Annotated in this window: 10 protein-coding genes; 7 read left to right on the top strand and 3 right to left on the bottom strand. The window is 69.8% G+C overall.

What is annotated here, in order from left to right:
* Positions 1-102 precede the first annotated feature (102 nt).
* The 4 genes from WMF44_RS19110 (at position 103) to WMF44_RS19095 (ending at position 4741) form a co-directional block, all read left to right on the top strand.
* Positions 103-888 (top strand): hypothetical protein, encoded by a 786-nt coding sequence (locus WMF44_RS19110; protein ID WP_437300555.1) that lies wholly within the window; start codon positions 103-105, stop codon positions 886-888.
* Between the two features lie 90 nt (positions 889-978).
* Positions 979-2385: an RNA polymerase sigma factor gene (locus WMF44_RS19105; RefSeq protein ID WP_437300554.1), complete on the top strand. Its 1407-nt coding sequence runs from the start codon at positions 979-981 to the stop codon at positions 2383-2385.
* 113 nt (positions 2386-2498) lie between these two features.
* Positions 2499-3467, top strand: a complete 969-nt coding sequence (locus WMF44_RS19100) for a hypothetical protein (RefSeq protein ID WP_437300553.1) — start codon at positions 2499-2501, stop codon at positions 3465-3467.
* Positions 3468-3604: 137 nt separating this feature from the next.
* Positions 3605-4741 carry a hypothetical protein gene (locus tag WMF44_RS19095; protein ID WP_437300552.1) on the top strand — a complete coding sequence of 379 codons (1137 nt, stop codon included), beginning with the start codon at positions 3605-3607 and terminating at the stop codon, positions 4739-4741.
* 22 nt (positions 4742-4763) lie between these two features.
* On the opposite strand, the gene WMF44_RS19090 is transcribed toward WMF44_RS19095, so the two are convergent.
* Positions 4764-4895 (bottom strand): hypothetical protein, encoded by a 132-nt coding sequence (locus WMF44_RS19090; RefSeq protein WP_437300551.1) that lies wholly within the window; start codon positions 4893-4895, stop codon positions 4764-4766.
* A gap of 821 nt (positions 4896-5716) precedes the next feature.
* Between WMF44_RS19090 and WMF44_RS19085 the strand changes: the two genes are divergently transcribed.
* The 3 genes from WMF44_RS19085 to WMF44_RS19075 all read left to right on the top strand — a co-directional run bounded on the left by WMF44_RS19085 (position 5717) and on the right by WMF44_RS19075 (position 7920).
* A complete protein-coding gene (locus WMF44_RS19085) occupies positions 5717-6361 on the top strand; it encodes a hypothetical protein (RefSeq protein WP_437300550.1) in 645 nt (214 codons plus the stop codon).
* 117 nt (positions 6362-6478) lie between these two features.
* Positions 6479-7120, top strand: coding sequence for a hypothetical protein (locus WMF44_RS19080; RefSeq protein WP_437300549.1), 642 nt, complete (start codon positions 6479-6481; stop codon positions 7118-7120).
* A gap of 74 nt (positions 7121-7194) precedes the next feature.
* The gene (locus WMF44_RS19075; protein WP_437300548.1) at positions 7195-7920 is read left to right on the top strand and encodes a hypothetical protein; all 726 of its coding nucleotides are present in this window, start codon (positions 7195-7197) and stop codon (positions 7918-7920) included.
* Between the two features lie 63 nt (positions 7921-7983).
* On the opposite strand, the gene WMF44_RS19070 is transcribed toward WMF44_RS19075, so the two are convergent.
* Both WMF44_RS19070 and WMF44_RS19065 read right to left on the bottom strand, forming a co-directional pair.
* On the bottom strand, positions 7984-8856 hold the full coding sequence (locus WMF44_RS19070; RefSeq protein WP_437300547.1) for a hypothetical protein: 873 nt from the start codon (positions 8854-8856) through the stop codon (positions 7984-7986).
* 252 nt (positions 8857-9108) lie between these two features.
* Positions 9109-15213, bottom strand: coding sequence for an AAA family ATPase (locus WMF44_RS19065; RefSeq protein ID WP_437300546.1), 6105 nt, complete (start codon positions 15211-15213; stop codon positions 9109-9111).
* Positions 15214-15514: the final 301 nt, after the last annotated feature.

The raw sequence follows: 15514 nt of genomic DNA, 5'->3' as shown, positions 1-15514 counted from the left end.
CGAGCGCGGGCGCGCGGCGGTCGACGCTCCAGCGAACGAACGAGGCGGCGGGCGCCTCGGGGGTCGCCTGGAGATGCACCCGGCTGGTAGGGTTGGGTTGCCATGGATGTCCGAGCCACGCTGCCGGTGACCCCCACCCTCGATCTCCTCGACCTCAATGTATCCTACGCTTACACGCACGCTGTCCGGCTCCTCAGCCTGGACAGGGCGGCGCCTTTCTGGCCCGATCTGGGGCTCCGCATCGATGACGTCGAGGCGGTGAAGACGGCCGCGCGCCGCTGCGTCCGGGCGGAGATCGCGATCGAGGCGCTGGACGACGAGGAGCGGGACTACGAGGGCATGATCGCGGTGCACATCGCGGCGTTCCTCGCCGACGTGGAGCGCTCCCAGGGCACGGCGGCCGCGGCGCAGATCCGCGCGTGGATCGAGGAGCGCTACTTCGTGCTCGACCGGCTGCCGGACTGGCGGACCATGTGGCAGGTGCTCGTCGTGTGGCTATCGCGCCGCAAGGAGCACCGCGTCGCGCGGTTCGGCCTGCCGCTCGACAAGATCGCCAAGCTCTTCCAGATCGCCCGAGCGTGGGCGGAGGCCGAGGACACGCTGGATCGGCGCATCGCCGAGGCGGAGGCGCTCCCGCTGGAAGGATGGGACGCCGAGGCCTACGCGGCGTACCGCGGCGACGACTCCGACCTGAGCCCCCTCACCGCGCTGTCGCAGCACCTGTCCGCGCTCGAGTTCGAGCGCACCTGGGGCGCGATCCGGCGGCTGCTCGGTCCGGCGGAGATGGACGCGCTCGAGCGCTGGGGTCAGGTCGAGGTGCTGGCCCACATGGAAACGATCTCGCCCCACTCGGCGTGGATCCCGCCCGAGGGCCGCAGCCTGTCGTGAGCGCGGCGCTCGCCGCGGGAGCGCCTCCGTCCCGTGCGCCGGGCGGTGCGATTTCCAAACAGACCCGAAGAGCTCCCCGCAATTCTGGGTATGAGCACCCACGTTCCTTCCGCCGACGCCTCCCGCACCGCGACATGGAATTCCGTTCACGCCGCAGCGCTTGAGACGCTCCCGCGCTCGCTCCGGCTCCTGGGGGTCGCCGCGCCCGACATCGACGACCTGGTCCAGGACGTCCTGCTTGCGGCGTACGAGAGCCTGGATCGGTTCGATCCCGACTACCCCGCCTCCGCCTCGCCGCCGCCTCCGCGCGAGGCCGACGCGGCCGGCGATCCGCCGCAGCGGGACGGCCGGCGCCCGCGCGGCAACGCGGAGGCCCGGTGGCTCTTCGGGATCGCGTGGCGGAAGGTCAGCAAGCACCTGGAGCGCGCCTACCGCCGCCGCGAGGTGCCGGACGGCTTGCACCTCGGGCCGCGCGGCCAGGCGGTCGAACCCGGGCCGAGCGGCGAGCAGCGCGTCCTGGAGCGGGAGCGGCTGGAGCTCGCGATCGACGTGCTGGGCACGATCGCCCCCGAGCGGCGGGTCCTGCTCGTCCTGCACGAGGCCTTCGAGGTGCCGATCGTCGAGATCGCGCGCGAGCTCGGCATCAACTACAACACCGCCGCGAACCGGCTGCGCCTGGCCCGAGAGGACTACCGCGCCGCCGTCGCGCGGCTCCGCCCGGACCAGCGGGAGGCGCTGCGCGGCTGCTGGCTCGCGTTCCCGGTGGCGTCGGAGTTCCTGGCGCGCGACGGCGGCGCGAGCACCTCGGCGCTGGCGGCCCCCGCGCCGCCGGCGCCTGCTCCGCCCGCGGCATCCGCGCCGCCGGCACCGCCGCCGGCAGCGCCTGCGCTGCCCGCGGCATCCGCGCCGCCGGCACCGCCGCCGGCAGCGCCTGCGCCGCCGGCTCCGCCGGGACCGCCGCCGCGTTCGCCTGCCACCGCGACGCTGCCACGGAGGCCAGGAAGGATCGCCCTCGCCCTCGGGTCGGCTGCCGCGGGCGTCGCTGGAACGGTCGCCGTGCTGCTCGCCCTCGCGCCGCCGCCGGCCCTCTGGGCTCGCCGCTTCGGGCCGGTGCTGCCCGAGCTGCGGGCCGAGCTGCTGCCCGCGCGCACCGCGTGCCTTGCAGCGACGCCGCAGCAGGCGCCGGAGCGGGAGCCCGTCGCCCCCGCGCCCGAGGCGCTCCACCGCCCGTGCCCTGCTGCTCCGCGGGCGGCGCCGCGGGCCGGCGGGGCCAGCGAGCGCGATGACTCGTTCGTGGAGGAGCTCCGGCTGCTCGACGTGGCGCGGGAGCGCCTCTCCGCCGGTGACCCGGCCGGGGCGCTCCGCCTGCTCGACGTCCACGAGGCCCGGTTCCCCGCAGGCCGGCTGAAGTCGATACGGGAGCGGCTTCGCGCGGTCGCCCGGACGCGCCTCGCCCCCCCGGCGCACGGCGCGTCGGGAGGAGCGCCCTCGCGATGATCAGGCCCGCGGCCAGACAGGGGCTCGGCGCACATCACGCCCGACGCACCACCCGATCCATCCGATCTCGCCGGCGCGCGGGGCGCCTGGCGCGCGCCGCCGTCGGGGTGGCCATGATCCTGCTCTGCGGCGTGGAGGCGCGCGCCGCGCCGGAGCCGCCACGGGCTTCGATGCGGATCGAGGTGGTGCGAGGCCGGGGCGCCGAACGCTGCCCCGACGAGGCGTTCCTGCGCGCGGAAGTGGCGCGCGGGCTCGGCGCCGACCCCTTCCAGGACGACGCGCCGCGGGTCCTCACGGTCAGCGTCGCGCCGGACGGGCCGGAGCTCACGGCCTCCATGGCGCTGCGTGACAGCGAGGGCGAGACGATCTGGGCCGAGGGGTTCAGCACCCGCAGCGGCTGCGAGGAGCTGCTCTCCGGCGTGGCCCTGGCCATCGTGGCGCAGATCCTGGGCGCGCCGGAGCGGGCTCGCCCGCCAGCCGAGGCGTCGCCGCGGTCCGACCCCTCGTCGCCGCCCTCGCCGCCGCCTGCGCCGGCGGCGCCAGCACCGCCGGAGGCGGCGCCGCCCCCGCCGGAGCCGCTGCGGTTCGAAGCGGGGCTCGGGGCGACCGTGGGCCTGGGGATCACGCCGGGGGCCGCGGCTGGCATGACGCTGTCGCTTGGCGTTCGCCGGTCCGGATGGTCGATCGCGATGGAGGGGCGGGCGCTCGTCTCGCTGGCGCAGGAGGTGAAAGAGATGACCATCAGCTCCAGGGCCTTCACGGCGGCTGGTGTGGGCTGCCTGCACGGCCATCACCTTTTCGGCTGCGGGGTCGCGACCGCCGGCTTCGTCCGGTTCGTGCCCCGACATCCGTGGGACATGACGGTACGTGACGACCATCTGTTCAGCCTTGGAGCGCGGCTTGGTAGCGCCTGGGCCATCTCGGACAGCTGGAGCGCGCACGGATACGCCGAGGCCAGCGCAATCGTGGCGGACGCGGTGCTCCGGCGCCAAGGCGGGCGGCGGGAGAGCGCTGGATCCATCCGATGGTCTTCGCCTCCGGTCGCCGCAGCGCTCGGACTCGGTGTCACGGCGACGTACTGAACGACCTTGTGGAGCCCGGCTCTCCTCGCCAACGATGTGAGAAATTTCAGAAGGAAACCACAATGCTCGGTGCCATCGATTCTCTCGTGAAATCTGCCTGTTGTGAACGCGTGCCAGCTCTACGTATCTTGTCCGGCATGCGAACCTTTATCCCCCTGCTCGTAGGATCCCTCTTCTTGCCTGGCTGTTCCGGAGAAGATCCGACCGTCTACGGTCCCTGTCAGCCGCAGGAATATGGCCTCCCAGGTTGCCCATGGCCCGAGGAAGGCGGCGGTGGGGCCGGCGGCGAGGGTGGCGGGGGCGGGGGCGGGAGCGGCGGGACCGGCGGCGGCGATGAGACCGCCTGCGCCGGCGATTGCGTCCCACCGGCGCCGCTCGGCTGGTTCGGCCCGGCGCTCCTCTGGTTCGGCCCGCGGGACCAGGTGCCGGACTGCCCCGCCGCCGCGCCGAACATCGGCTACGAGGGGTTCGCCGATCTCGCGCCCGCACCCCTCGCCTGCGCGGCCTGCCTGTGCGATCCGCCCGACGCGGCCACCGCCTCGTGTCAGCTCCCGCTGGGCTGGTCGGTGCACGCTTCTTCAACGTGTCCCGGCGATCCAGGCGGCGTCACGACCCCCTTCGCGGCGCCCGACGGCTGGGACGGCGCCTGCACCGCTGCGAACGCGATCCCCGCCGGCCAGGACTGCGGCGGGAGGCCGTGCGTGCAGTCCGTCTCCATCGAGGCGCCGATCGTGACGGCGACCGGCGCGTGCACGCCCAGGGTGGACGAGCCGCCACCGCCGGCGCTCCTCGACCCGTGGCAGACCCGGGCGCTCGCCTGCGTGCCCGGCGCCTACACGGAGTGCGTGGGCGACCGGAGCACCTGCATGCCCTCGCCGGACCAGCCCGGGGTCCCGCCGCCCGGCGGCTTCCTGACGTGCATCTTCCACGAGGGCGACGTGACGTGCGCAGAGCCCTACCTGGTCAGGCACGTCTTCTACGGCGGCGCCGAGGACACGCGCGGCTGCTCCGAGTGCGGCTGCGGGGAGCTGGAGGGCGCGTCGTGTACCGTCATGGCCTCCGTCTACAGCGACGGCGCGTGCGGGGAGGCGCTCGCGTCGATCGTCGTGAGCTCGACGACGCCGTTCTGCGGGGTCACGCCGCCCGGCGTCGCCCTCGGCAGCAAGTCGGCGGAGGTCGTTGCCGTGGATCCCGGCGGCTGCGCCCCGAGCGGCGGTGAGCCCACCGGCGAGCTGATGCCGGCCGAGCCGTCGACCTTCTGCTGCCAGGCATAAAGCCCGCGAGAAGAACAGGCGATCATCGCCTCGCGCTCGGCAGCAGCTCCACCCGATCCGCGAGCTCTCCGCGCTCCGCCTTGCGGGGGGCCGCGACCAGGGCGCCTGCGAGCGGCCCAGAGCCGACCATGGGCCCCACCGCCCAGAATGCCATGATCGACTCCGCGAGCGTGCGGCGTCCCTCGGCCCGGAGCCGCTTCAGGGCCGCGTAGGCCCGGACAACCGAGGGGCGGCTGCGCTCCAGGGAATGGGTCCGCTGCCAACGAGCGTTCGCGGCGTGGACCGCGCGAACCGATTGGCCACCATCGATCTCCTGGAAGCGAACCGAGATTGTCCGCGACCGGCCCCGCGAGTCATCGCCTGCTCCCGACGTCCTGGACATCGCGCGCGTGCCTTGGCGAGCTCGACGCACTCGCTCGCAACGTTTGGCCGCAGCCATACGCACGGATTCATCGAAGAACGACAGCCTTTCCTGTATCCTCCTGCCTGCTTCTTGAGGCAAACGCGAGCCACCACCAGATGCCCCTGAGAGCAAGAGCCTATGATCGCAACACTTCGTCGTTCAAGGACGAGCCGTCCCAGCCTCGCCCAGATCATTTCCGCGACCGTACTATCCCAAACCGGATGCACGATCTTCGACGAAACACCAAAGCCAACGTGCATGGATCCATCCCCCACCTGCCAAGCGCTGTGTGCACCAGAAGACGAATCCCCTCAGTTGATTGGCTGCTCTAGGACGACACCGCTACAGAACCAATTCGTAAACACGATAAATTCGAAAAAATGCCCGCAATGGCGCGAGTCGCTGCAGCCCGTCAGCGGCATCAGTCTAATCATCATCCCTCAGGATATTGGAATAAGGCCGATTAGAAAGGAGCCTTGTCACTACTAGCCTATAACCTCTCTGGAGATCATTCTCACTGCACCAGACGACCTTCGGGAAATAACCATTGTCGCCACCCCGCGATGTCCACCATGGAAACATCACCGAAGCCGACAAGATGGATTGGATTAGGTACCATCGCGGTCGCCGCCTTGGCGGCGGCATACAACCTGGGAAGAACCGCGGCGGAGAGCGGCAGCCGTCCTCAACGACACCAGGAAGCCGCCAGCAAGGGCGATCCCGATCTTCGGTCAGCTCTGAGCGTCGCCCAGAAGAGGTTGGCCAGCTGCGAAAAAAACCTCCAGCGTCACGACCAGCATCTTCAGAAGAGAGAGAAAACGCCCCACACCAACGAAGACAACCCTACACCTTCACCTGAGCCAACGCTTCCGAAGCGATGCATCGTCGCATTGCAGGTGAATGAGCTGCATCTCCTGGCTGCAAGCTGCAGGAGCCTCAGGAGACATTTCGATGCATACAAGACAATAATGGGCAGCAGCACGATCGACTGCGAAATCGTCTTGGACATTCACTCCATGGCCCACGGACAGTCCACCCTCTGTGCCTTCATCATAAGAAACAGCGAGGGCGCCACCTACCAGGATGCCATGAGCGACCCGCTCGCCATTGCCGCGTCGGAAGACGCCTATGCGATCAGGAACGAATATGGCGACCCCGGCGACATTAATGCTCTGGTAAAAAACCCAGAGTGCATAGCCCAAATGCGGCCTCAATGAATCGAGCCCAGATTACGCCGTCGTTCATCTCGCGGGAGCCATCGCCCCGCTGGTCGGGCAGGCCACGGTCGCCATTCTCACACACGCACCAGGACTTCAACCCGTAACGTTCGACACATGGGAACATCGTCAAAACCGACAGCATGGATTGGATTTGGGGCCATCGCGGTCGCGGCGCTGGCGGCGGCATACAATCTAGGAAAAATCTCTGTGAAGAGCAACGAACAGCCTCAAGCACGCCAGTACGCCGCCGGCGAGAGCAACCCCGATCTTTGGTCGACCCTGAGCGTCACCCGGAAGCGGTTGGCCAGCTGTGAGACGACCCTCCAGCGTCGCGATCACCATGCTCAGAAGAGAGATGGACGTCTCCACGTCGACGAAGGCAAACGCGCACCGTCACCCGTGCCAGAGCTCTCGGAGCAATGCAGAATCGAATCGCAAGCGAGCGAGCTAGAGGTGCTAGCCATGGACTGCAGGGTCTTCAGTGGACTGTTCGGTGCGTACAAAGCCATACTCGGCAGCGACACGATCGACTGCGAAACCATATTGAGCATTCGAGATCTGGCTCGAGGCCAATATTCAACTTGCTCCGACGTGATAAGATCTTTCGAGGACGCGTCACGGCCGGATATTGCGAGCGATCGTCGCGGCATCCACGTGATGGAAAGTGCTTACATGTTCAAGAGCTACTACGACGACATCGACATCGATGAACTGGTGAAGAACCCAGCGTGCATAGACCGCATGCAGGCCGAATGACGCGAACACATTTCACGCCGCCGTTCGTGTCGCGGGCGCCGTCGACTAGCCGTTCGAGCAGGCAAGGGCAGCCCTTGTTTCGCGCTCTGTCAGGTCTTGGAGTATTCACCATTGCCGCTTTGGCATCGGCGCAAGAGCCACAGCCCCCAGAGAAGTTCCACTGGGACGGCCTCCATCTCAACGGCATCGTTCAGACGAAGCTCCCCCATCTCGCGAGACTCGGAGTCACTTACGGCGGCGGAACAGCTCCGGGGGCCGTCCATACAGCGATGGTGAGCTTCGGGCAGACCGCGAGCCCCACCCAGGAGCTCAACATCGGGTACTTCATCGGCGTTGGAGTGGGCAAGGAGAACATGTCGACGATAGAAGACAAGAAGCTGGGGATCCACGCTACGTACGAGGCCGGACCGTTCCGTGCGAGCGCGGCCACGAGCTTTCAAATGTACCAATTGATCGGAGCCGTTCTTCCCATGTTCACCACGACCTTGAGGCCGCAGGCGACCCTTGTCCGGACCACGTATATCGACATCTTCCTCGGCGGAGACGTCTATTCCCGTAACCTGAACGTCCAGCTCGGTTTCACGTGCGGATTACGGTTCAGGGACATAAGAATCTTCGACCGGAGCATGGATGGACTCCTGTCGATCACGGAGATGAACGCTTGGACCAGCGTTCCGGCGCATGGAACCCTCTGGGCGGCCTACGTCGAATCGCGCCTCGGGATCGTCGTCGATCTGGAGCCCGACGAGGGAGACGAGGGAGAAGCGCGCGACCGGATCCGTGAGTACGGGCAGCTCTGATCGGCCGCGCCTGGGACGCCGCTCGCCTTGTCGCTCGCGCTCAGGCCGGTGGCGGAGCGATGCTCAGGGCGCCTCGCCCCTGCCCTCTCCCTCTCCCGTCGCGTCGCTCGCGATCGCCTCCGGCTCCTCCTCCAGCGCCTCCTCGACGGCTTGCGCGGAGGCGGCCCGCGAGAGCAGGCGCGGCGTGAGCGACTCGAAATCGTCGCCGTGGAAGTAATACCCCACCTTCCGGAGCGCCGGGTGCCGCCGCAGGAGCAGCGTCCACAGCCGATCCCTCGCGTCCTCGGCCGCGGTCTTCTCCTTCTTCTTGACCTCCACCCGGGCTCCGGCCGGGGTCAGGTTCTCGAGCAGCCACTCGCTCGTCCGCCGGAGCTTCTCGATCTCCTCCCTCGTGAACGGGTGGAGCCCCTTGAGCTCGGCCGCGTGCTCCGTGAACAGCGCCGCGAGCTCCATCCCGTCCCGCGCCATATCGTATTTCCCCGAGCCGGCCCGGATCTGCGCGACACGCTCCCTGTCGAGGAGGCCGCGCCGGGCGAAGAGCTCCGCCTGCGTCAGGAGATCTTCGCGCGGCCCGCCGATCTCCTTCAGCGCCTTGTCGATCTCCTTCGGGCCCGCCGCCCGGGGCAGCGCCTCGCGCACGGCGAACAGGAGCGCCCGCGCGAGGTCCGGCAGCGAAAGGAGCTCGTCGACCGCGATCCTGGGCAGGTGCTCGCGCACGGCCTTCACCTGCTCCTTCGTGCCCAGCACCGCCGCGACACCGCGCTTCACGTTGACCAGCGCGAGGCGCGGATCGGCGCGGCACACCTGCACCTCCCCGGGCGGGAGCCCCGCCCCGATCGCCTGGTAGTGCCTGTACAGGGCCTGGTAGCTCCGGGCCCCCTCCTCTGCCCTGGCCTTCGCCGGGGACTTCTCCGGTTGAGTCTTGAGCTTCGCCATGGTCGCCGAAGCTACCAGGCTCAGCCAGGAGCCAGGAGGCCCTCCGGCGCTGGACCTCGAAGCAGAAAATCAGGCACTCCTGCCTGCGCGGCAGGTCGCGCGACCGCCGGAGGAGGCAGGTTTGTATCCCAGACCACACCATACCCCTCCTCTCGCAGCCTACCGTGCGTGCCAGCTCACACAAGAGGCCGGCAGAACAGCCTGATCTGCCTGATTTTTTGCTTCCGGCCGCGCTCCCGGAGCCACGTCTGCCTACGCTCCGGCCCCTGGATGCGGCACGGCGCTCTCCGGTGCGCTCAGCGGGAGCTCCACCACGAACGTCGCGCCGGCGCCCGGCTTGCTCTGCACCCGGATGGATCCGCCGTGCGACGCCACGATCGAGCGCGCGATGTAGAGCCCGAGCCCGATGCCGCCGAAGTTGCGCACCGACACGGCGCGCTCGAAGCGCTCGAAGATCTTGCCCTGATCGGCCTCCGCGATCCCGATCCCCTCGTCCCGGACCACGAGCTGCGCGCGATCCGCCTGCCGGCGCACGCCGATGAAAATAGGCCCGCCGGCGCCGTACTTCATCGCGTTCGACAGGAGGTTGACGACGACCTGCTCCAGGCGATCCGGATCCCAGTACCCGACGACGGGCGCTCCCAGATCCAGCTGCGCCGGGCAGCGGGCGTCCGCGAGCTGGGGGCGCATCCGCTCGACGATCTCATGCACCAGCGCCGCCAGATCGACCGGCGCCCGCGTGAGCGCCAGCCGCCCGGCGTTCATCCTCGTGACGTCGAGCAGCTCGTCGACGAGGCGCCCGAGCCGCGCCGTCTGGCGGCCGAGGATGCGGAACATCGCCTCGATCCGCGCCGGGGGGACGCCCGCGAGCGAGCCGCGGTGCAGCAGGCGCTCGGCCGCCTGCACCTGCATCTGCATCGAGGTCAGCGGGGTCTTGAGCTCGTGAGACGCGACGACGAGGAACTCGTCCCGCCGCTCGATGGCCTCCTGGGCCTCGGTGTACAGGCGGATATTGTCGAGCACGAGCGCCGCGCGGCGCCCCAGCTCCTCGGCCAGCCGCAGGTCGGCGGGGCCACAGCGGCGCTCGGGCGCCGTCGCCAGCAGGGTCATGACGCCGAAGTACCGGTCGCGCGCGAGCAGCGGAACCCGCAGGAACGCGTGGACGCCGAGCCGCTCCCAGGGCGGCCTGACCCGCGGGTCGAGCGAACGCACCTGCTGCACCAGCGGCGCGGCGCGGCCATCGACCCCCTCGAATCCGGCCGGCGGCGCTCCTGCCAGCGCGCGCAGCGCGTCCTTCAGCGCTTCCAGCTGCTCGCCGGGCACCCCTGCGACGACCGTCGGGCCCGGCGTCGTGTCCGCCGAGAGCACCTCGACGACACACTGATCCGAGAGCTCGGGCACCGGGAGCTGCGCCACGCTCTCGAAGGTCGCGCCGTACCCCAGCATCATCAGCTTGCGGCTCGCCTCGGCCAGGAAGCGCTCGGCCTGCTCGGCCCGCTTGCGCTCGGTGATGTCGGTGGAGATGCCGCAGAGCGCGCCGGGCATGAGCCCCTCGCCGAGAGGGAACTTGATCGACAGGAACGTGTGCAGCCCGTCCTCCAGCGGCACCGTCTCCTCCCACTCCATCGGCGCACCCGTCTCGATCACCTTCCGCTCGTGCTCGCGGACCATCTCGGCGAAGGGAGCAGGGAAGACGTCGGCGTCGGTCCTCCCGAGGAGCTGCTCGCTCGGCACGCCCAGGAGGGCGCCCACCTGCCGGTTGGCGAGCAGGAATCGGCCCTCTCGATCCTTGACGTAGACGCTCGCCGCCGAGTTGTCGACGATGGCCTGGAGCATCTTCTGATTGGCCTTGAGCGCCTGCTCCGCCCGCCGCCGCTCGGCGTTCTCCTGCTCCACCTCGGCATAGAGCATCGCGTTCTCCAGCGAGAATGCCGACTGCGAGGCGAGTAGCTCGACGACGCTGAGCCGCCCGGGGGTGAACACCCCGGTGGCGAGGTTGTTTTCCAGGTAGAGCAGGCCGACGAGCCGAGCCTGGCGCACGATCGGGAGGCACAGCACCGATCTCGGGCGCTTGCGCCGGAAATACTCGTCCTCCACGAAGGGATGCCGGCCGGCGGCGTCGTCGAGCAGCACGCGCTCGTGGCTCCGGCGAACATAGTTGATGACCGACTGCGGCAACGCGGCCGAAGGCGACTCGCCCGCGTCCAGCAGCCGTACCGCGCCCCCCGGCGCCTCGAGCGCCGCGAGCCACAGCTGCTCCTCCCGGACCAGGAGGACATAGCCCTCCTCGGCGCCCGCGTGCTCGACAACGATGCGAAGCAGCACCTCGAGCAGCCGCGGGAGCTTGAGCTCGCCAGAGATGCTCTGCGCGGCCTTCACCACCGACAGGACGTCGAACTGCTCGGCCCGCACGGCGAAGGTGACGGTGGGGGCGATCGGCTTGCGCTCGACCAGGTGAGGGTAGCGCTGATCGAGCTGCTCCACCTTGGCGCGGGCGCCCCAGCGGAAATAGCCGGCGCGGGCGCTTCGCAGGTAGCCGTCGGCGGGTATCGAGAGGCCGCGCGCGCGGTAGAACTCCGCGGCGAGCTCGCAGGCGATGGCCTCATGCTGGACGAAGCCGCCCTCGCGCGCCGCCGCGATGGCCTGCTCGTAGAGCCGGCTGGCCTCCGGCTCGCGCCCCAGGAGCCGGGCGATCTCGGCGCGGACCAGGGCGTGCTTGTGGAGGAAGTTGTCGGGGCCGCTCCTGGCCCACGCGCCGAGCTGCCGCTCGCACTCGATCAGCTCCTCCAGCTCCTCGGGGAGCACCCACGGCGGGGACGGCCGCGCCTCGCCCGCGCCGTGCGGGGCGTGCGGCGCGTTGAAGAGGGCCGCGAGCGCGAGCGCGCGATAATAGAAGCTCTCGGCGATGAGCGCGTGCGGACCGACCCTGGGGGGGTGCTCGGCGATCGCGCGGGTCGCCGCCGCGAGCGCCTCTCGGGGAGCGCCGAGCACGAAGAGCGCCTGCGCCTTCAAGCTGTAATAGAAGTCGCGCGCGGCCTCCAGATGCCCCCCCTGCTCCAGCCGCGCCTCGAACGCCGGCGGATCCAGCTCGGACCCGTCCGGCATCGAGAAGCGGACCGGCCTCCCGCGCAGCGTCTGGATCATGGCGTGGCCGCCGAGGAGGGCGTTGAGCGCGAACGTGTAACCGACCCCGCGCACGAAACCGAGGCGCTCTTCGACCTCGTGAAGCACGTCCTCCAGCGGCTCGCCGGAGAGCAGCGGGAACAGCGCGGCCCAGATGCAGTTGGTGCACGCCATGTTCAGGTCACCGGACTCGACCGCGGCGCTGAAGCCGTCGCGCGTGTACGGATACGTCTCTCTGTAGTGGCGTGTCCAGAAGACGACGTAGTGTCCGAAGAGGACGACCACCACCGATTTCGTGGTGAGGAGGCCGCTCTTCTGCGCCAGGTCGTGGCCGAGCCTGCCGAACGAGTAAGCCTTCTTGTATCGCCCGAACCTCGAGCTGATCACCATCGCGAAGGCGGCGTACGCGACAGCGGAGTGCTCGGCGTTGCCGTGGCGCAGGCTGAGCTCGACCATGCGCATGACGACGAGGTTGTACAGGTTCGGGTCCACGAAGAACGAAGGGAGGGACACGCTCTGCAGCACGCCCATCGTGATCTTGATCCCCGGGTGCGTCATGGGCGGCAGGTGGATCAGGTCCTCGATGGCCCGATTGCCCAGGGCCTTCCAGACGCTCTCGGTCTCCTCCTCGACCTGTGCGTCGGTGGGGTGGAGCGGCAGATCGACGTCGCACGCGCGGAGGCACGAGAGCCCGATCTCCACCGCGCGGGCGTATTGCCCGCGGGTGACGCTCAGCGCGACGGCGAGCTCGACGACGGTGGCCGTCTCGTGCCGGGTCCTCGCGCGATCCATGAGCTCTTCCACGCGCCCCTCGGCTTCCTCGAAGCTGCCGGTGATGTACGCGACGTGCGCGCGCTCGAAGGTCAGGCCGTAGGTCAGCTCGTGGCGCGTCTCCCACGAGGCCGGCGCGAGCAGCGAGAGGCCAGCCGCGAAGAGCGCGGCGGCGGACTGGAAGGCCGCGGCCGCCTTGGCCTTTCTGCCGGCGCGGAGGTTCAGCGCGGCGACCTCGTCCCGCTCCGCCTGGGAACGCAGGAGCGCGGCGCCGCGGTTGAGGTGGCCGACGACGTCGAAGAGCGCGTCGTCGCGCTCCTCCGCGCGTCGCGCCCCGAGGAGCAGCCGGCCGATACAGAGGTGCATCTCGGCGAGCTGTCCCGCCGGGATGAGCGAGGTTGCGGCTTGCTGCACCCGGTCGTGGAGGAAGCGATAGGCGCCGTCCCGGCGGAGCAGCAGCCCCTCCCGCACGGCCTCCTCGAGCGCGTCGTGGAGCTCCGCCGCCGGACGGCCCGCGACCACCGCGAGCGTGTCGAGCTCCAGGCTGCTGCCGAGGCACGCGGCGAGCGTGAGCGCGTCCCGCGTCGGGCCCGAGAACCGCTTCAGCTTGCCCGCCATCAGCTCGACGACGTTGTCGGTGAACTCCTTGTCCCGGATCGCGGCGATGTCCCAGCGCCACCTGCCCTCCTCCGGGTCGAAGGTGATGAGCCCCTCCTGGTGCAGCGCGATGAGGAACTGGAGCACGAAGAACGGGTTGCCGCCGGTCTTCTCGTAGACGAGCTCCGAGAGCGGCTCGGCCTTCTCCGCCGGCGCGTGCGGCGCGTGGACCGCCTCGGCGACGATCGCCCCGACATGGGCGGCCGAGAGCGGTTCGAGGACGAGCTCGACGACGGCGGCGCCGCGCTTCCGCGCCTCGGCCAGCGTGAGCCGCAGCGGGTGCGCGGGGCCGACCTCGTTGTCGCGGTACGCGCCGATCAAGAGGAGGTGCTCGGATCCGGCGTAGGTGGCGAGCTGCTCGAGCAACTGGAGGCTCCCCGCGTCGGCCCACTGCAGATCGTCGAGGAAGAGCGCGACGGGGTGGTCCTTCCGGGCGCATGCCGAGACGAAGCGCTGGAGCGTCGCGTGCAGCCGGCTCTGGGCCTCGGCGGGCGGCAGCTCGGGCACGGGCGGCTGCGGGCCGAGGAGCAGCGTGAGCTCGGGGAGCACGTCGGCGAGCAACCTGCCGCTCTCGCCGAGGGCCTCCCGGATACGCCGTCTCCAGCCCTCGACCTGCTCCTCGCTCGCGCAGAGGATCTCCTGAAAGAGCGCCCGGAACGCCTGATGGAAGGCGCTGTAGGGGACGTCCCTCGCGGCTTGCTCGAACTTGCCGGACAGGAAGAAGCCGCGCTCCCTCACCACCGGCCTGTGCAGCTCGGCGACGAGCGACGATTTGCCGATGCCCGAGTAGCCCGACACGAGCACGAGCTCTGGCCGGCCGCTCGCGACGACGCGCTCGAACACGGCGAGCAGCGCCGTGACCTCGCGCTCGCGCCCGTACAGCCGCTGCGGGACCTGGAACCGGTCGGAGAGATCGCGCCCCCCGAGCGCGAAGGGGGGAATGGATCCGCTCGCCCGCCACCTCGCGAAGCACTCGTGCAGGTCGTGCCGCAGGCCCGCCGCGCTCTGATAACGCTCCTCGGCGGCCTTGGAGAGCAGCTTGAGCACCACCGCGGAGAGCTGCGGGGGAATCGAGGGGACGAGCGCGTGCGGCGGCCGCGGCGCCTGGGCGATGTGGCAATAGACCCACGCGACGGGATCGCCGGCCTGGAACGGCAGCGTGCCCGTCAGCATCTCGTAGAAGACGACGCCCAGGGAGTAGAGATCGGTCCGCTGGTCGATCCAGCGGTTCATCCGGCCTGTCTGCTCCGGGGCCATGTAGGCCAGGGTCCCCTCGATGAGCCCGATGTGCTCGAGGTGCTGGAGCTCGCGGGGTATCCGGGACGCGATCCCCAGGTCGGTGATCTTCACCTCGCCGGTGGCGGGGTTGAGGAGCACGTTCTGCGGCTTGATGTCCTTGTGGACGACGTCGTGCCGGTGCAGCCCGGCGAGCGCCTCGACGAGGCGGATGGCGAGGGGGAAGAAGCGCTCGAGCGGCGTCGGCCCGTCGCCATCGAGCAGCCGATCGAGCGACACGCCGCCGAAATCCTCCAGGACGAGCGCCGGCTGTTCGCCGAGCATCGCGAGCCCATGGGGCATGACGATGGCCGTCGTGTCGAGCGCCCGAGCGATCTCGTATTCGTGGCGAAGCCGCTCGGCGGCGCGAGGGCTCGCGTGATCGCGCCGGAGGACCTTGAGCACCACGGGACGGCCGTCATCCTCGCGTACACCCCGGTAGAGAAGGGTGTCTGAGCCCTCGTAGAGGGTCTCGATGATGGCGTAACGGGACGAAGACCCGTGATCGGACGAGACGGGATTGGTGCCCACATGAGCCCTGATGCGGGGGATGCGCGACCCATGCTGCCATGGTCGGCGCGCGTCGCCAGCGCTTTGAGCGGGCGGCGCCCCTGCCCTCTTACGTCCTCCGCGCACCCCGGCGCGCGACGGGTCTTGCTAGACGGCGACGCGTCGCCGGACGCCGATCGAGCTGGCTCGGGTTCGCCAGGACCGCTCCCGGCATGCGAGCACCGCCGCCAGCGATCGCCTGATGCCCTGGCCAACGGGCCCGCGGCGCGTCCGATGGAGCGTTCGGCCTGGGAAGCCCGAGCACGCACCGTCACATGATGGT

This window comes from Sorangium sp. So ce426, from assembly GCF_051475585.1.
GTDB lineage: Bacteria > Myxococcota_A > Polyangia > Polyangiales > Polyangiaceae > Sorangium > Sorangium cellulosum_B.
The sequence above is the reverse complement of the archived record's forward strand: the minus strand, read 5'-3'. Positions and strand labels throughout refer to the sequence as shown.